The 17,028-nt window shown below is 64.9% G+C and carries 14 protein-coding genes; 10 read left to right on the plus strand and 4 right to left on the minus strand.

From position 1 onward, the window contains the following. Window positions 1–4: 4 nt before the first annotated feature. Entirely contained in the window at window positions 5–754 is a 750-nt protein-coding gene (locus tag AC07P1_RS11800) for an SDR family oxidoreductase (RefSeq protein WP_494695999.1), read from the minus strand. Window positions 755–1,273: 519 nt separating this feature from the next. Here AC07P1_RS11800 and AC07P1_RS11805 point away from each other — a divergent pair. From AC07P1_RS11805 to AC07P1_RS11820, 4 genes are all read left to right on the plus strand, one after another. Next, the gene (locus AC07P1_RS11805; RefSeq protein ID WP_494696000.1) at window positions 1,274–2,041 is read left to right on the plus strand and encodes a PEPxxWA-CTERM sorting domain-containing protein; all 768 of its coding nucleotides are present in this window, start codon (window positions 1,274–1,276) and stop codon (window positions 2,039–2,041) included. A 160-nt stretch (window positions 2,042–2,201) separates the two neighbouring features. Then, entirely contained in the window at window positions 2,202–3,302 is a 1,101-nt protein-coding gene (locus tag AC07P1_RS11810; protein ID WP_494696001.1) for an NADH:flavin oxidoreductase/NADH oxidase, read from the plus strand. A gap of 195 nt (window positions 3,303–3,497) precedes the next feature. Next, window positions 3,498–4,670, plus strand: a complete 1,173-nt coding sequence (locus tag AC07P1_RS11815) for a Fic family protein (RefSeq protein ID WP_494696002.1) — start codon at window positions 3,498–3,500, stop codon at window positions 4,668–4,670. Between the two features lie 226 nt (window positions 4,671–4,896). Next, window positions 4,897–5,901 (plus strand): alpha/beta hydrolase, encoded by a 1,005-nt coding sequence (locus tag AC07P1_RS11820; protein WP_494696452.1) that lies wholly within the window; start codon window positions 4,897–4,899, stop codon window positions 5,899–5,901. A 20-nt stretch (window positions 5,902–5,921) separates the two neighbouring features. On the opposite strand, the gene AC07P1_RS11825 is transcribed toward AC07P1_RS11820, so the two are convergent. Beyond that, window positions 5,922–6,815, minus strand: a complete 894-nt coding sequence (locus AC07P1_RS11825; protein ID WP_494696003.1) for a LysR family transcriptional regulator — start codon at window positions 6,813–6,815, stop codon at window positions 5,922–5,924. Window positions 6,816–6,978: 163 nt separating this feature from the next. Between AC07P1_RS11825 and AC07P1_RS11830 the strand changes: the two genes are divergently transcribed. From AC07P1_RS11830 to paoC, 5 genes are all read left to right on the plus strand, one after another. Further along, entirely contained in the window at window positions 6,979–8,178 is a 1,200-nt protein-coding gene (locus AC07P1_RS11830) for an MFS transporter (RefSeq protein WP_494696004.1), read from the plus strand. Window positions 8,179–8,326: 148 nt separating this feature from the next. Continuing rightward, window positions 8,327–8,716 carry a cyclophilin-like fold protein gene (locus AC07P1_RS11835; protein WP_494696005.1) on the plus strand — a complete coding sequence of 130 codons (390 nt, stop codon included), beginning with the start codon at window positions 8,327–8,329 and terminating at the stop codon, window positions 8,714–8,716. Between the two features lie 50 nt (window positions 8,717–8,766). Beyond that, window positions 8,767–9,408 (plus strand): aldehyde dehydrogenase iron-sulfur subunit PaoA, encoded by a 642-nt coding sequence (paoA, locus tag AC07P1_RS11840; RefSeq protein WP_494696006.1) that lies wholly within the window; start codon window positions 8,767–8,769, stop codon window positions 9,406–9,408. Continuing rightward, the gene (locus AC07P1_RS11845; protein ID WP_494696007.1) at window positions 9,405–10,358 is read left to right on the plus strand and encodes an FAD binding domain-containing protein; all 954 of its coding nucleotides are present in this window, start codon (window positions 9,405–9,407) and stop codon (window positions 10,356–10,358) included. Before paoA ends, AC07P1_RS11845 begins: the two co-directional genes overlap by 4 nt. A gap of 4 nt (window positions 10,359–10,362) precedes the next feature. Continuing rightward, window positions 10,363–12,552: an aldehyde oxidoreductase molybdenum-binding subunit PaoC gene (gene paoC / locus AC07P1_RS11850; protein WP_494696008.1), complete on the plus strand. Its 2,190-nt coding sequence runs from the start codon at window positions 10,363–10,365 to the stop codon at window positions 12,550–12,552. 9 nt (window positions 12,553–12,561) lie between these two features. Here the strand turns inward: paoC and AC07P1_RS11855 are convergent, their stop codons facing one another. Beyond that, window positions 12,562–13,476 (minus strand): LysR family transcriptional regulator, encoded by a 915-nt coding sequence (locus AC07P1_RS11855; protein WP_494696009.1) that lies wholly within the window; start codon window positions 13,474–13,476, stop codon window positions 12,562–12,564. Window positions 13,477–13,626: 150 nt separating this feature from the next. On the opposite strand from AC07P1_RS11855, the gene AC07P1_RS11860 reads away from it, so the two are divergent. Then, window positions 13,627–14,646, plus strand: a complete 1,020-nt coding sequence (locus AC07P1_RS11860; RefSeq protein ID WP_494696010.1) for a zinc-dependent alcohol dehydrogenase family protein — start codon at window positions 13,627–13,629, stop codon at window positions 14,644–14,646. Between the two features lie 48 nt (window positions 14,647–14,694). Here AC07P1_RS11860 and katG read toward each other — a convergent pair whose 3' ends face one another. Beyond that, a complete protein-coding gene (katG, locus tag AC07P1_RS11865) occupies window positions 14,695–16,938 on the minus strand; it encodes a catalase/peroxidase HPI (RefSeq protein ID WP_494696011.1) in 2,244 nt (747 codons plus the stop codon). Window positions 16,939–17,028: the final 90 nt, after the last annotated feature.

Below are 17,028 nucleotides of genomic sequence, written 5' to 3' on the forward strand. Positions count from 1 at the left end.
GCCGTTAGAACATGCTGGCCGTCGGGCGCACGATGATCTCGCTCACGTCGACGTCGGCCGGCTGGTCGATGGCGAACTGGATCGCGCGGGCGATCGCCTCCGGCTTGATCGAGATCTGGCGGAAGGCGCGCATTTCCTCGCGGCCGCTGGCGTCGGAAATCGAATCGGCCAGTTCGGATTCCACCACGCCCGGCGACACCACCGTTACGCGGATGTCGCCGCCCACCTCCTGCCGCAATCCCTCGGAAATCGCCGCCACGGCGAACTTGGTGGCGCAGTAGACGGCCGCCGTCGGGCTCACCGTGTAGGCGCCGATCGACGCCAGATTGATGATCTGGCCGCTGCGCTGTTTCTGCATCAGCGGCAAGGTTGCCGCGATGCCGTGCAACACGCCGCGAATATTCACGTCGATCATCCGGTTCCACTCGTCGATCTTGAGCGCCTCCAGTTTCGACAGCGGCATCACGCCCGCGTTGTTGATGATCACATCGACACGGCCGTGACGGTCGACGGCGGCGTCGACGAAGCGCTGCATGCTTTCCTGGCTGGTGACGTCGAGCGTGTAGACGCTGGCCGAGCCGCCCGCCGCGCCAATCTCGACGGCCAGCGCTTCCAGACGCTCGGTGCGGCGCGCGCCCAGCACCACGTGCATGCCCTGGGCCGCCAGATGCTTGGCGGTGGCTTCGCCGATGCCGCTGCTGGCGCCGGTGATGAGGACGATTTTTTTCGATGCGTTGTGGATTGCGTTGTTCATTTTCTGCTCCTTGTGGTTGAAGTACGATGGAGCAAGTATGCGGAAATAGACGTGCCGCGAAAATATCGGATCGTCCGTCTACCTTGCCTGATCCTCCAAAACAGCCGCGCGGCGGCCTCGCACACGCTTGTAGCGAAATAGAAACATTCCCAACGACAGGCCAGCGGCGACTACACACGCGGTTTTTAGTTTTTCCAAACGGACAAATTTGCTCTTCAGGGTCAATACTTCCTCATAGGGAATTTGCTACTTTTAATCGTCTTCTGAAACTTTTTGTTACAGTTTCTTGTCGGAATGTCACATATTTCCACAGAAACTTGGTTACATTTTCCTTACAAAATAGTTTCATGCAAGCTTTGACAGTCCAGGTCGCCAGACACAGAATCGGCCTCACACCCACTTAAGAAAACATTAATTCTGATGTGCTCCGAACCCGGCGTCCGGCCAACCGCCAGACGTCGGAAAAGCGGGTGTGGTGTTAGCGCTATCTCTCTAACTGTCTGATAAAAAGGAAGACTCATGACTTTGAATAAAGCAATGATGGCATTGACGTTATCGCTGGCCGGCGGCTTGGCGATGGCCGCGCCAAGCTCCTCGTTCGTCGATTTTTCCAACGGCGCGCAAGGGTGGGAAGGCATGCAGCCGCTGAATGGCGTGGGCGGTTCCGGCATCAACCCCAACCTGGGCAACGGGGCGCCGGCCTTGCATACCGTGATGGAGAACTTCGGTATCGGCTTCAGCAACAGCACCAACCAATCCTACCTGGGGGACTACGGCAAACTCGGTAGTGTCACCATCGGCTTGGATGTCATCGCCAACTCGATCCGCTTCTTCGGCCAGGAAGTATCGCGCAACATGGTGGTCGAACTGCGCGACTATGGCAACACCCCGCAGGGCATGCCGTACACCAGCGTTTGGTACGATCTGGGCACCATCGACTACACCAAGGGCTGGCAGCACCTTTCTGTAACTATCGGTGATACGACCTCGACCGCTCTGCCGACCGGCTGGGGCGGTTACGGCTCGTCCGATGACGCCGCCGGCCCCGGCCTGCCACCAGGCCGCAGCTTCGCCGACGTGCTGTCCAGCGTCGACGAGCTGGTGTTCACCACCTACGTTCCCGGCTATATGTACGGCTTCGCGGACTTCGACGTCGCGGTCGACAATATCTCGGTCAGCGCCGTGCCGGAGCCATCGACCTACGCCATGATGCTTGGCGGCTTGGGCATGGTGGGCTGGATGAAGCGCCGCAAGTCGCGCGCGGCCTCGTCGGCGAAAGCGACCTAAGCGCCGAAGTTTAGTTGATTGAATCGGAGAGTGGGGCCCCGCTTTCCGATTGCACGATTCTACAAACATCGTTCAGGCGCGTCGCTGCGCGTCATCCGTGACAGATGAAATTTTCAGTCATGACATAATCGCTGGATCCTCTACTACCGAAGGGCACGGCGTGAGCAAACTCTTTTCCTCCTTTAAGATCGGGCCGCTGGAGCTGCCCAACCGCATCGTCATCGCACCGATGTGCCAGTATTCGGCGGAGCAGGGCAGTGCCACCGACTGGCATCTGATTCACTTGGGAAATCTTGCGCTGTCCGGCGCCGGTCTGCTGATTCTCGAAGCCACCGCCGTCGCGCCCGAGGCGCGCATTTCTCCCGCCGACCTGGGCTTGTACTCCGATGAAAACGAGCAGGCGCTGGCCCGTGTGCTCGAGGCGGTCCGCAAGCATTCGGACATGCCGGTCGGCATCCAGTTGGGCCACGCCGGACGCAAGGCTTCCTGCGCCGCGCCATGGGACGGCGGGGCGCAAGTGGCGCCGGACGCGGGCGGCTGGACCACCGAGGCGCCGTCCGCAGTGCCGTACGCGGATACGGACCGTCCACCCGTGGCGCTCGACGCCACCGGCCTGGCGCGCGTGCGCGAGGCGTTCGCGCACACCGCGCGGCGCGCCGCCCGGCTGGGGCTGGACATGGTCGAGGTGCACGGCGCACACGGTTATCTGCTGCACCAGTTCCTGTCGCCGCTGTCCAATCAGCGCACCGACCAATACGGCGGCTCGCTGGAGAACCGCATGCGCTTCCCGCTGGAGGTGTTCGACGCGGTGCGCGCCGCCTTCCCGGCGGACAAGCCGGTCGGCGTGCGCATCTCCGCCACCGACTGGGTCGAGGGCGGCTGGGACCTGGCCCAAAGCGTGGCGTTCTCCAAGGCGCTCGCCGCGCGCGGCAGCGCCTATGTGCACGTGTCGAGCGGCGGCTTGTCGGCACAGCAGAAGATCGACGTGGGGCCGGGCTACCAGTTGCCGTTCGCGCAGGAGATCAAGCGCCAGGTCGAGGTGCCGGTCATCGGCGTCGGCATGATCACCACGCCGGAACAGGCCGAGACGGCGATCCGCGACGGCAGCGCCGATCTGGTGGCGCTGGCGCGCGGCATCCTGTACGACCCGCGCTGGCCTTGGCACGCCGCCGCCACGTTGGGCGCGCAGGTCAAAGCGCCCAAACAGTATTGGCGTTCGCAGCCTTCGGCGTACAAGAACTTGTTCGCGACCGGGAAGTGATTTAACTCGAAGTGGCCGTGACCCATGGCGCGCTTGAGATAAGCGACGACGGCCGGTGGCGATCCGCTGGGCGTAACAAAAAAAGCGGCAAGAAAAGCGGCAAAAAAAGCGGCGTGAAATAGTGGAAATGCCGGAAAATACGCCTATAATCAAAGGCTTGCGGTGCAGTCAAACCGGCAAAAAAAGCGGCAAAAAATGTATGATTCGCCACATCAGTTTGAGCCTTTGTTGCTCAGCGCTCGCCAACTGGAGGAAGTCGCTCCTGCAGGCGAGCGTGTGGTGATGGCTTCCGTCAAGCTGACCTCGGTGGCGCATGAAACGACAAGGGCGTCATTGCGCGAGCTTGTCAGGCAAATGAATTCGTTTTACAGCAATCGCATTGAGGGCCAGAGCACCCATCCCGGCAATATCGAAAAAGCCCTGCGCAACGATTTTTTAAATACGCCGGAGGAGGCGCGCTTGCAGCGCATCGCCATCGCCCACATTGATGCGGAGAAAGAACTGGAAGAATGGGCCGGGCAGACTCCGGCGTTGACATCAGCATTTTTGATCGATGCCCATCGTGCGATATATAAGCGGCTGAAAGCGGAAGACCGGCGTTCCGACGAAGGGGAAGTAATCATCCCTGGACAGGTCCGGGATCGCGAGGTGAAGGTGGGCAGGCACGTCGCACCAACGGCGGCGTCGCTGCCCGCATTTTTGAAGAGGCTGGATGACGTGTACGGATCGTCGCGAGGTTGGGAGCGTGTCCTGATCAACGCGGCATGTTCCCATCATCGCGTGGCGTGGGTCCATCCTTTTTTGGACGGTAATGGACGTGCGGCGCGGTTGCAAACGCACTGCGCCCTGTGGGGGCTATCCGCAGGTCTGTGGTCGCCGAGTCGCGGTTTCGCCAGGTCCACCAGAGCTTACTACGCCGCGCTGCATAACGCGGATTCTCCACGAATGGGCGCTTTGGATGGTCGCGGCAATCTCAGCGCATTGGGTCTGCTGGAGTGGGTTCAGTACTTTCTTGCGATTTGTGAGGATCAGGTTTCGTTCATGTCCAAAATGCTCGCGCTGGACGGAATAAAACAGAGGATCGAAGCGCTTGTTACGCTTCGATCCGCGCAGGATAAGAGCATCAGACGCGAAGCGATACTCCCGCTCTGCCATATTTTTGCGCTGGGACCGGTCTCCAGGGGCGAATTCTCCCAGATGACCGGCATGGGTGAGCGCAACGCCCGAACGCTGCTCTCGAAGCTACTCGAGGATGGATTGGTCGTCAGCGACTCTCCGTACGGGCCTGTGCGTTTCGGTCTGCCGTTGGACGCGCTCGGCATACTTTTCCCGAATCTCTATCCCGAAGCGGACCTGCCGCTGCATTAGTCTCCGGTCGATTCATGCGCGCCGTGCATAAAGGCATTCGGGTTCGCGGTCTATATTCCGGTCCTGGTTGAGATTACAGTCGTGTCATCGACGATTACTCAAACAGGAGCACGGCATGAACGATATCGACACCCCGATCGACCACGGCACCGAAGAAAACGAAGGCCTCGATCTGAGCCGCCGCAACATGGTGAAGCTGACCGGCGCCGGCGCGGCCGCGCTGGCGATGACGTCGGTGATCGGCGGCGCGGCGCTGGCGCAGGACATGTCCAACGGCGCCGATAACTTCTACACCAGCGACAAGGTGACCGTGCAGAAGGTCGCCTTCAGGGACCAGTATCAGATGAAGGTCGGCGGCAATCTGTTCATCCCGCGCACCCTGCATCGCAACGCCAAAAGCGCGGCCATCGTCGTTGGCCATCCCATGGGCGCGGTCAAGGAGCAAAGCGCTAATCTGTATGCGACCAAGATGGCGGAGCTGGGCTTCGTGACGCTGTCCATCGATTTGCCCTTCTGGGGCGACAGCGAAGGCAAGCCGCGCAACATGGTGTCGCCGGAGATGTACGCGGAGGCGTTCAGCGCCGCCGTCGATTTCCTCGGCACGCAGCCGTTCATCGACAACAACCGGATCGGCGTGCTGGGTGTGTGCGGTAGCGGCAGTTTCGTCATCAGCGCGGCCAAGATCGATCCGCGCATGAAAGCGATTGCCACCGTCAGCATGTATGACATGGGCGCGGTCAACCGCAACGGCCTGCGGCACGCGCAGAGCGTCGAGCAAAGGAAGCAGATCATCGCCGAGGCGGCGCAACAGCGCTATGTGGAATTCAAGGGCGGCGAGACGCGCTACACCGGCGGCACCACCCATGTGCTGAACAGCGAGACGCATCCGATCCAGCGCGAGTTCTATGACTTTTACCGCACCAAGCGTGGCGAGTTCACGCCGAAAGGTTCGTCGCCGCTGTTGACGACGCATCCGACGTTGAGCAGCAACGTCAAGTTCATGAACTTCTATCCGTTTAACGACATCGAGACGATCTCGCCGCGTCCGATGTTGTTCATCACCGGCGACCAAGCGCACTCGCGCGAGTTCAGCGAGGAGGCATACAAGCTGGCGGCCGAGCCTAAGGAGATCGTCATGATTCCGGGGGCGGGACACGTTGACCTGTATGACAGGACCAGGCTTATTCCATTCAATAAGCTGGCCAACTTCTTTACGCTGCATTTGAAATAGGGACGCTGCGGCTCGGCGTATCAACCTTGGTAGCGCAGCGCGTCGATGACCAAGGTGAAGGCGCGCGATGGATGGCGCCTCGACAGATAGTAGGCGTGCAAACCGGGGAACGGCCGGCACCACTCCTTCATCACGCTGACCAGCCGCCCGTCCCGGACGTATGGCTCGGCGAATTCCGCCGTCACAAACGCCAGACCGACACCGCTTACCGCCGCGTTGAGCATTTGATAGGCGCTGTTGAAAACGGCCTGGCCGCTGACCTTCACTTCGATGGGCCGGTCGCCGTCGCACAGCTCCCATGCATACACGCCGCCGTTGGACGACAGGCGCAAGGTGACGCAGTTGTGCTGTAGCAGCTCCTGTGGCGAGGTCGGGATGGCGCGCCGCTTGAAGTAATCCGGCGATCCCACGATCGCCATCGGCGCGTCGGCCGTCAGGCGCACGGCGATCATGTCCTGCTCGACCTGGTCGCCCCAGCGTACCCCGATGTCGAAGCGCTCGGCCACGATGTCGTGCATCCGGTAGTCGGAGTTGATCTCGATGCGCAGGTCGGGGTATTGCGGCAGCAGGTGGGCCACGCGCGGCCACAGCACGCTGTCGATGATGTGATCGATGGCGGTGATGCGGATCAAACCCGCTGGACTGCCGCCAAGGTCGCTGATGGCGGCGATCTCCGCCTCGATCTCGGCGAAACGCGGCGCCACGGTCTCCATCAGCCGCTCGCCGGCCTCGGTCGGGGCGACGCTGCGGGTCGTGCGGGCCAGCAGTTGCACGCCCATGCGCGCCTCCAGCCCGCGCACGATGTGGCTCAGCCCCGACTGCGACATGCCCAGTTTGGCGGCCGCGCGCGTGAAACTGCGCTCGCGCGCCACCTCGAGGAACACAAGAATGTCGTTGATGTTTTCGCGGGCCATGGGGTCGCTTCCGGGTGGGGTGATCTTGCATTCTAGCAGTTGGACCGCGTCGCCCGGATGGCTGCGATTGATGATTTTCCTGCATAAACCCTAGCAAAACCGCATGGCGTGCGGGCCCGTCAATGCCGCTACCATGCCCGATTGGATTGGAAAGACAAGAACAATGGATATCGCCAGCAACTCCCTGCCCAAGCAGTCCTTCACCGGCCAACCCGCCTGGAGCGCCGTCGGCGCGATGGCCATGTGCGTGGCGCTGCTGATCGCCTCCGAGTTCATGCCCGTCAGCCTGCTGACGCCCATCGCCAGCGACCTGGGCGCCACGCAAGGCATGGCGGGGCAGGCGATCTCCATCTCGGGCCTGTTCGCGGTGGTCACCAGCCTGCTGATTCCGGCCATCGCCAGCCACTTCGACCGCCGCCACGTACTCATGGCGCTGACCGGCGTGATGCTCGCGTCGCTGGTGCTGATCGCCTGCGCGCCCAATTTCGCCGTATTGATGGTGGCGCGCTCCCTGTTGGGCATCACCGTGGGCGGATTCTGGGCCCTGGCCACGGCGACGGTGATGCGCCTGGTTCCAGCCGAGTCAATTCCCAAGGCACTCGGCTTGATGTACACGGGTAATGCGGTGGCGGCGGCGTTCGCCGCGCCCATCGGCAGCTACTTCGGCGCCATCATCGGCTGGCGCGGTACGTTCTGGGCGTTGGCGCCGTTCGTCGTCGCCAACCTGGTGTGGCAGTGGATCAGCTTGCCGTCCATGCCGCCGCAGGCGGCCAATCCGGTCGGCAAAGTCCTCGGGTTGCTGAAGCGCCCGAATGTGGCGTTCGGCATGGCCGGGGTGATGCTCTCGTTCGCCGGCGCGTTCGCCACGTTCACCTACCTGCGGCCCTTCCTGGAGACCTACACCGGGGTGACGGTGCCGCGGTTGTCGATGCTGCTGCTGGGCCTGGGGGCGGCCGGTTTTCTCGGCACCTACGCCGCGACGGTCATGCTGGGCAGCCATTTGTATGGCTTGTTGCGCTGGCTGCCGCTGGCGCTGGGCGCCGTCACCCTGGCGTTGCTGGCCGTCGGCCATGTGTTCTGGGCGGTGGCGCTCGCGCTCGTCGCCTGGGGCGCGCTGAACGCGGCGATTCCGGTGGCGTGGTCGACGTGGCTGAGCAAAGGCATCGCCGACGAGCCGGAGAGCGGAGGCGGCCTGCTGGTGGCGGCGATCCAGCTGGCCATCATGCTCGGCGCCGCGCTTGGCGGCGTGCTGCTGGACCACCTGTCGATCACGGCCACCTTGATCGGCGGCGCGCTCATGCTCGGGATGTCTTCGATCATCGTCGGCGGCGGCGACCGGCTCAAACCACGCGGGACCGCCTGATGCGCCGGCCTACATAGCTCGTTCCGCCGCTTTTATTGCCCGATCCTGCGCCGGCCGGTCCTTTTAATAGGCGGCGGGCCACCTCGGCACTAGAATCCATCCAAGGACCCAGATGCGACCGCATACACTATTTTTTTCATTGATGACTATGACGATGGCACTTATGGCGGCCGCTCCCGTGCACGCCCAACAAATCCGTATGACCGTGGACGGGCAGGTCGTCGCCGCGACCTTGGCGGACAACCCGACCACGCGCGACTTCATCTCCAGGTTGCCGCTCACGCTGACGCTCGGCGATTATGCCGGCACCGAGAAAATCGTCTACCTCGATCGCAAGCTCTCCACCGCCGGCGCGCCCGCCGGCGCCACGCCGACGGTGGGAACCATCGCCTACTACGCGCCGTGGGGCAACCTGGCCTTCTACTACAAGGATTTCGCCTACTCGCCGGGACTGATCCCGCTGGGGCGCATCGACACCGGCCTGGCCGTGTTCAAGCGCGCAGGCGACATCAAAGTAAAGATCGAGCTGGCCGAATAGCGCCGCCCCGTATTTCCACGTTTTTTCACCTGAACACAGATCGGAACCCCATGGACAATTCCAGCGAGATCAAGATAACCCGGCGCGAGCTGCTGATCGCCGGCGCGGTGTCGGCGACGGCGGTGGCAGTGCCCCTGGCGCATTCCCAGGAGCGCGTGGCCACCGATTTCAGCAACGCCCCCTTCATCACCAAGGTATCGTTGCGCGTCAACGACAAGCCGCACACGCTGCACCTGGATACGCGCACCACCTTGCTCGACGCCCTGCGCGAACACCTGCACCTGACCGGCACCAAGAAGGGCTGCGACCACGGTCAGTGCGGCGCCTGCACGGTGATGGTCGATGGCCGCCGCATCAACTCCTGCCTCACCCTGGCGGTGATGCACGAGGGCGCGCAGGTCACCACCATCGAAGGCGTGGGCCAAGAGGACAAGCTGCATCCGATGCAGGCGGCGTTCATCAAGCACGACGGCTATCAATGCGGCTACTGCACGCCAGGACAAATCTGTTCGGCCATCGCGGTGCTCGATGAAATCAAGCAGGGCATCCCGAGCCATGTCAGCCCGTCGCTGACAGTGCGTCCGTTGCTCAGCGCCGACGAAATCCGCGAGCGCATGAGCGGCAATATCTGCCGCTGCGGCGCCTACGCCAACATTCTCGACGCCATCGTCGAAGTGGGAGGTGCGGCATGAAGGTCTTCACCTATCAGCGCGCCGGAACGCCGGTGGAGGCGGCCGTCGCCGCGGCCACGGTTCCAGGCGCCCGCTTCATCGCCGGCGGCACCAATCTGCTGGATCTGATGAAGCTCGAGATCGAAACGCCGGCGCATCTGGTCGATGTCAATGGCCTGGGTCTGGACAAGATCGAGCCGACCGCCGACGGCGGCCTGCGCATCGGCGCGCTGGTGCGCAACACCGAACTGGCGGCCGATGCGACGGTGCGGCGCGACTACGGCGTGCTGTCGCGCGCCTTGCTGGCGGGCGCCTCGGCGCAGCTGCGCAACAAGGCCACCACCGCCGGCAACCTGCTGCAGCGCACCCGCTGCCCTTATTTTTACGACACCAACCAGGCATGCAACAAGCGCAGGCCGGGCAGCGGCTGTTCCGCCATCGGCGGTTTTAGCCGCTCGCACGCCGTCATCGGCGCCAGCGACGCCTGCATCGCCACCCATCCGAGCGACATGGCCATCGCCATGCGCCTGCTCGACGCACAGGTCGAGACGGTGCGGCCCGACGGCGCCGTGCGCACGATTCCGATCGCCGACTTCCATCGCCTGCCCGGCGCCACGCCGCACATCGAAACGGCGCTGCTGCCGGGTGAATTGATCACCGCCGTCACCTTGCCCAAGCCGCTCGGCGGCCAGCACCTGTACCACAAGGTGCGCGACCGCGCCTCGTACGCGTTCGCGCTGGTGTCGGTGGCGCTGGTGGTCCAGCGCGACGGCAGCGGACGGGTGGCGGTCGGCGGCGTCGCCCACAAGCCGTGGCGGGTGGAGGAGGCCGACCGCCTGCTGCCGCGCGGCGCCGGCGCGGTCGCCGAGCGCCTGCTGCAAGGCGCGCGCACGACCGAGGAAAACGCCTTCAAGATCCCGCTGGTGCAACGCACGCTCGCCGCCATGCTGGCCGACGCGAAGAAAGGGTAATGCCATGAAATTCGATAAAGCCGCCACCACCAACCCGATCGACCAGCTCAAGGTCGTCGGCCGCCCGCACAACCGCATCGACGGCGCGCTTAAGACCACCGGCGCGGCCACCTACGCGTATGAGCAGCACAAGGCCGCGCCCAACGCAGCCTATGGCTGCGTCATCGGCGCGGCCATTGCCAAGGGCCGCATCGAGTCGATGGACCTGGCCGAGGCGCGCCGCGCACCCGGCGTGATCGCCATCGTCACCGCCGAATCGGCGGGCAAGTTAGGCAAGGGCAATTTCAACACCGCCAAGCTGCTGGGTGGGCCGGACATCGAGCACTATCACCAGGCCATCGGGCTGGTGGTGGCCGAGAGCTTCGAGCAGGCCCGCTCGGCCGCGCAACTGGTCAAAGTCAAGTACACCGAACAAAAGGGGAAGTACGACCTGGCCGCCGTCAGGGGTTCCGCCACCTTGACCAAGGATGCCCCGCCGGCCATCGGCGATTTCGCCGGCGTTTACGCCGACGCGCCGGTGCGGCTGGACGCCGAGTACACCACGCCCGGCAACACGCACGCGATGATGGAGCCGTACGCGTCGATCGCGGCGTGGAAGGGCGACCAGCTCACCGTGTGGACCTCGAACCAGATGATCGACTGGACCCGCACCGACCTGGCCACCACCTTGGGCATACCCAAGGAGAAGGTGCGCCTGGTGTCGCCGTTCATCGGCGGAGGCTTCGGCGGCAAGTTGTTCCTGCGTTCGGACGCCGTGCTGGCCGCGCTGGGGGCGCGGGCCGCCAAGCGGCCGGTCAAGGTGGCGTTGAGCCGCCCGTTCATCGCCAACAACACCACGCACCGGGCCTCGACGATCCAGCGCATCCGCATCGGCGCCACGCGCGACGGCGCCATCACCGCGATCGCCCACGAGACGTGGACCGGCAACCTGCCCGGCGGCAGCCCGGAGGACGCGGTGCAGCAAACCCGCCTGCTGTACGCCGGCGCCAACCGCTTGATGGCGACACGTATGGCGCTGCTCGATCTGCCCGAAGCCAACGCCATGCGTGCGCCGGGCGAGGCGCCCGGCCTGATGGCGCTGGAGATCGCGATGGACGAAATGGCCGAGAAGCTGAAGATCGATCCGGTGCGCTTCCGCATCATCAACGACACCAAGGTCGATCCGGAAAAGAAGGACCGGCACTTTTCGCAGCGTAGCCTGATCGAATGCCTGCGCACCGGCGCCGAGCGTTTCGGCTGGAAGAACCGCCAGGCGCGGCCGGGCAAAACGCGCGACGGCCGCTGGCTGGTCGGCATGGGCGTGGCGGCCGCCTTCCGCAACAATCTGTTGCTGAAGTCCGGCGCGCGCGTGCGGCTCGACCGCGCCGGCCGCGTGACGGTGGAAACCGACATGACCGATATCGGCACCGGCAGCTACACCATCATCGCCCAGACGGCGGCGGAGATGCTGGGCGTGGGCATGGACAAGGTGAGCGTGCGCCTGGGCGACTCGGCGTTCCCGGTGTCGTCGGGTTCCGGCGGCCAGTTCGGCGCCAACTGCTCGACCTCCGGCGTCTACGCGGCCTGCGTCAAGCTGCGCGAGGCGGTGGTCCAGCGCCTGGGCCTGGGCGCCGGCGAGGCGCTGTTCGCCGACGGCCAGGTGCACGTCGGCGCGCGCTCCGCGCCGTTGGGCCGGGCGGCGGAAAGTGGCGAGATCGTCGCCGAGGACAGCATGGAGTTCGGCGACCTGGATAAGAAATTCCAGCAATCGACGTTCGGCGCGCATTTCGTCGAGGTGGGCGTCGACGCCGCCACCGGCGAGGTCCGCGTGCGGCGCATGCTGGCCGTGTGCGCGGCGGGCCGCATCCTTAATCCCAAGACCGCGCGCAGCCAGGTGATCGGCGCGATGACGATGGGCGTGGGTTCGGCCCTGATGGAGGAGCTGGTGGTCGACAAGCGCGCCGGCTTCTTCGTCAACCACGACCTGGCCGGCTACGAGGTGCCGGTGCATGCCGACATCCCGAAGCAGGAGGTCATCTTCCTCGACGAGACCGACCCGCTGTCGTCGCCGATGAAGGCCAAGGGCGTCGGGGAGCTGGGTTTGTGCGGCGTCGGCGCGGCGATCGCCAACGCCGTCTACAACGCCACCGGCGTGCGGGTAAGGAATTATCCGGTCACGCTGGACAAGCTTCTTCCAGGCCTGCCACCGGTGTAAATCCCCACGTCATCCGGCCTCGGACCCGTGGGCGCGGATGTAATCGATGAACGCGCGCAGCTTGGGCGTGACGGTGCGGCGGTTGGGGTAATACAGCGCCAGGCCGGGAAACGCCACCGCGAAATCCGCCAGCACCACCTCCAGCGTGCCCGCATGGATATTGCGCGCGACAAGGGAGCGTGGCAGCCTGAATAGGCCAACTCCCTGCTCGGCGGCGTGGATGCAGGCGACGACGTCGTCCAGTATCAGGGGGCCGCGTATGGAGACCACGCGGCGCTCGCCGGCGACGTTGAACGCCCATTCGTCCAGCAGCATGTCGGCCTGGCGGAAGACGATGCACGGCATGTGGCCGATGTCGTGCGGCAGTGAAGGACGGCCGTAGCGCGCCAGCAGCGACGGCGCGCCGACCACCACATTCGGTTCCTCGCCGTTGAGCGGCACGGCGACCATGTCCGCCTGCACGAACGAGCGCGGACGCACGCCGGCGTCACAACCCTCGGCGACGATGTCGACCAGCCGGTCGTCGCCGATCAACTCCAGCCGCAGCCCGGGATGGGCTGCCAAAAAGCCGGCCACGTAACGCTCGGTCAGCATCGGCACGCTCGGCCTGGGAACGCTGATGCGCAGCACGCCGGTGACCGAGCTTCCCAGGCTGCGCGCCGATTCTATCCCTTGCAGCAGCTGCTGTGCGGCCGGCCGCACCTGCATCAGCAGCCGCTCGCCGGCCTCGGTCAAGGCGACGCTGCGGGTCGTGCGCACCAGCAGCGCCACGCCTATCCGGTCCTCGAAAACCCGGATCGCCTGGCTGACGGCCGATGGCGTGACGCCCAGGCGCCGCGCGGCGGCACGGAAACCACCTTCCTCCGCGACCGCCAGAAACACCACCACCCCGTCCAGATCGTTACGTCCAATTGTGTAGTTCATCTGTGCAGCATGCTGGCGTAACGGCCGGATGTCAACATTGGATCGGGTGATTGTTTAGCTGTTCTACACAGCTTGATCGCTTGAGACCGGATTGTTTGCGCCGGCCGGATCGGTGAGACTACGATTTTCCACACCGATCAAGGAACCATCATGACTTCAGCAAGCAACGATTCGCGCGTCTACCGTATCGAGAAAATCCGCGTCGGCGTCGACGGCCTGGTGGCCGGCATCGCGCCTGTCCCCACCGTCGGCCCGGGCGAAGTGCTGGTGCGCGTGCGCGCCACGTCGCTGAACTTCCGCGACCTCGCCATCCTGGACGGCAACTACATCGTGCCGGTGCCGCTGGGGCGCATTCCGGTGTCCGATGCGGCGGGCGAGATCGCCGCCGTCGGCGCGGGCGTCACGAAGCTCAATGTCGGCGACCGCGTCACCAACGCCTTCTTCCCCGAGTGGTTGGAGGGACCGTTCGTCGGTCACTACGCCGGTTACTCGGCCGAGCTGGAAGGTTGGCTGAGCGACTATCGCGTGGTGCCGGCCGAAACGTTGACCCGTTTCCCGGATAGCCTGGGCTTTGAAGAAGCGGCGACCTTGCCTTGCGCCGGCGTGACCGCGTGGACGGCATTGAAGGGCGTGCGTCCCGGCGAGACCGTGGTCACGCAGGGCACCGGCGGCGTATCGCTGTACGCGCTGCAGCTGGCTAAGGCGATGGGCGCGCGCGTGATCGCCACCACCTCCAGCGACGACAAGGCCGTGCAACTCAAGGCGATGGGCGCTGACGACACCATCAACTACAAAACCGAGCAGGATTGGGCGCAACGGGTGCGCGATCTGACCGGCGGCAGGGGCGCCAACCGCGTCATCGAAGTGGGTGGCCCGGGCACGTTCGCCCAGTCGGTGAAGGCGATCGCGGCGGGCGGGCAGGTGTCGATGGTCGGCATCCTGGCCGGCATGCAGGGAGGCGTGGACTTCATGTCCATGTTCATGAGCCAGGCGCGCTACCAGCCGGTCGCCATCGGCAGCCGCGAGGACCTGGACGATCTCGCGCGCTTCGTCGTGCGTCACGGAATACGTCCGGCGATCGATAGCAGCTGGGATTTCGACGACGCCAAAAGCGCCTACGCGCGTCTGCTGACGCGCAGCGTGTTCGGCAAGGTCGTGATCACACACTGACCCCGCCGGAAGCGCCCACCCCGGACGCGCATCCGGGGTGGGCCGCTTTTAGACCAACCCGGTGCCCAGGTTCATCACCTTCGTCCATGCTGCCACGAAGTCGCCGATGAACTGCTGCTGGCCATCGGCGCTGCCATACACCTCGGCGACGGCGCGCAACTGCGCGTTCGAGCCGAACACCAGGTCGGCGCGGCTGGCGGTCCATTTGACGGCGCCGGTTTTACGGTCGCGGCCTTCGAAAGCGTCCGCCGCGCGCGAGGTCGGCGCCCACACCGTAGACATGTCGAGCAGGTTGACGAAGAAGTCGTTGCTCAAAGTGCCGATGCGCGTGGTGAACTCACCCTGCTTGGAAGACGCCACGTTCGCGCCCAGCACGCGCAGGCCGCCCACCAGGGCGGTCAGCTCCGGCACCGTCAAGGTCAGCAACTGCGCACGGTCGACCAGCATCGCCTCCGCCGGCACGGCATAGCGCTCCTTCTGGAAGCTACGGAAACCATCGGCGAACGGCTCCATCGGTTCGAACGATTCGGCGTCGGTCTGCTCCTGCGTCGCGTCGGTGCGGCCCGGCGTGAACGGCACCGACACCGAGGCGCCGGCCTGCTTGGCCGCTTGCTCGATACCGGCCGCGCCGGCCAGCACGATCAGATCGGCCAGCGATACGCGCTTGCCGCCGGCGTTGAACGCGCCCTGGATGCCTTCCAGCTTGGCCAGCACCTTGCCCAGTTGCTCCGGCTGGTTGACCGGCCAATCCTTTTGCGGCGCCAGGCGCACGCGCGCGCCGTTCGAGCCGCCGCGCAGGTCCGAGCCGCGATAGGTCGAGGCGGACGCCCATGCCGTCGACACCAGCTCCGACACCGTCAGGCCCGAGGCCAGGATCTGCGCCTTGAGCGCGGCGATGTCCTGCGCGTCGACCAGCGGATGGTCGACCGCCGGCACCGGGTCTTGCCAGATGAAGTCTTCGGCCGGCACCTCCGGGCCGAGGTAGCGCGCCTTCGGTCCCATGTCGCGGTGGGTCAGCTTGAACCAGGCGCGCGCGAAGGCGTCGGCGAATTCGGCCGGGTTGGCCAGGAAGCGGCGCGAGATCTTTTCGTAGGCCGGGTCGAAGCGCAGCGACAGGTCGGTCGTCAGCATCGTCGGCAGCAGTTTTTTCGACGGGTCGTGCGCGTGCGGGATGGTCGCCTCGGCGCCTTTGGCGACCCACTGGTGGGCGCCGGCCGGGCTCTTGGTCAGTTCCCATTCAAAGCCGAACAGATGCTCGAAGAAGTCGTTGCTCCACTGCGCCGGCGTCTTGGTCCAGGTCACTTCCAGGCCGCTGGTGATGGTGTCGCCGGCGTTGCCGGTGCCGAACTTGTTGTGCCAGCCGAAGCCCTGGGCGGCGATGTCGGCGCCTTCCGGTTCGGCGCCGACGTTGTCGGCCGGGGCCGCGCCGTGGGTTTTGCCGAAGCTGTGGCCGCCGGCGATCAGGGCCACGGTTTCCTCGTCGTTCATCGCCATGCGGGCGAAGGTGTCGCGGATGTCGCGCGCCGCCAGCACCGGATCGGGATTGCCGTCCGGGCCTTCCGGATTCACGTAGATCAGGCCCATCTGCACCGCGCCCAGCGGGTTCTCCAGGTTGCGGCTGTGGACGTCGCCGTCGGCGTCGTCGTCGGTCACCAGCACGCCGCCGGCCTTGGCGACGCCTTCGCTGCCGTGGGCGTAGCGCACGTCGCCACCGAGCCAGGTGGTCTCGCGGCCCCAGTAGACGTCCTGGTCCGGTTCCCACGTGTCGACCCGGCCGCCGCCGAAACCGAGCGTCTTGAAGCCCATTGTTTCGAGCGCGACGTTGCCGGTCAAAATCATCAGGTCGGCCCACGAGATCTTGCGGCCGTATTTTTGCTTGACCGGCCAGATCAGGCGGCGCGCCTTGTCCAGGCTGACGTTGTCCGGCCAGCTGTTGAGCGGAGCGAAACGTTGCTGGCCCCGGCGCGCGCCGCCACGGCCGTCGCCGGTGCGGTAGGTGCCGGCGCTGTGCCAGGCCATGCGGACGAACAGGCCGCCGTAGTGGCCGAAATCGGCCGGCCACCAGTCCTGCGAATCGGTCATCAGCGCGGCCAGGTCTTGCTTGACGGCTGCCAGGTCGAGACTGTTGAATTCCTTGGCGTAATCGAAGTTCGCGCCCATCGGGTCGGACTTGGTCGAGTGCTGCAGCAGCAGGTCCAGCCGCAACTGGTCGGGCCACCAGTCGGCGTTGGCGGTGCCGGCGCCGGTGGCCTGGCTGAACGGACATTTGGCTGCGTGATTCTCGGTGCTCATTCGGGGACTCCTCATCGTTTAGGGGAAAAACAACGCCATCATATTCCCGTTCGGAGGAGATTGCTTGAAAGATCGAAATATTAGCTGGAC

It is taken from the genome of Duganella sp. GW821-FHT07F09 (assembly GCF_059418705.1).

Bases quoted from the DNA above. Each gene is read 5' to 3' on its own strand.
- AC07P1_RS11820 (WP_494696452.1), top strand. From the start codon at position 4,897: ATGACGTCGGTGATCGGCGGCGCGGCGCTGGCGCAGGACATGTCCAAC.
- AC07P1_RS11805 (WP_494696000.1), top strand. From the start codon at position 1,274: ATGACTTTGAATAAAGCAATGATGGCATTGACGTTATCGCTGGCCGGC.
- AC07P1_RS11830 (WP_494696004.1), top strand. From the start codon at position 6,979: ATGGATATCGCCAGCAACTCCCTGCCCAAGCAGTCCTTCACCGGCCAA.
- paoA (WP_494696006.1), top strand. From the start codon at position 8,767: ATGGACAATTCCAGCGAGATCAAGATAACCCGGCGCGAGCTGCTGATC.
- AC07P1_RS11815 (WP_494696002.1), top strand. From the start codon at position 3,498: ATGTATGATTCGCCACATCAGTTTGAGCCTTTGTTGCTCAGCGCTCGC.
- AC07P1_RS11825 (WP_494696003.1), bottom strand. From the start codon at position 6,815: ATGGCCCGCGAAAACATCAACGACATTCTTGTGTTCCTCGAGGTGGCG.
- AC07P1_RS11800 (WP_494695999.1), bottom strand. From the start codon at position 754: ATGAACAACGCAATCCACAACGCATCGAAAAAAATCGTCCTCATCACC.
- AC07P1_RS11860 (WP_494696010.1), top strand. From the start codon at position 13,627: ATGACTTCAGCAAGCAACGATTCGCGCGTCTACCGTATCGAGAAAATC.
- AC07P1_RS11855 (WP_494696009.1), bottom strand. From the start codon at position 13,476: ATGAACTACACAATTGGACGTAACGATCTGGACGGGGTGGTGGTGTTT.
- AC07P1_RS11835 (WP_494696005.1), top strand. From the start codon at position 8,327: ATGACGATGGCACTTATGGCGGCCGCTCCCGTGCACGCCCAACAAATC.
- paoC (WP_494696008.1), top strand. From the start codon at position 10,363: ATGAAATTCGATAAAGCCGCCACCACCAACCCGATCGACCAGCTCAAG.
- katG (WP_494696011.1), bottom strand. From the start codon at position 16,938: ATGAGCACCGAGAATCACGCAGCCAAATGTCCGTTCAGCCAGGCCACC.
- AC07P1_RS11845 (WP_494696007.1), top strand. From the start codon at position 9,405: ATGAAGGTCTTCACCTATCAGCGCGCCGGAACGCCGGTGGAGGCGGCC.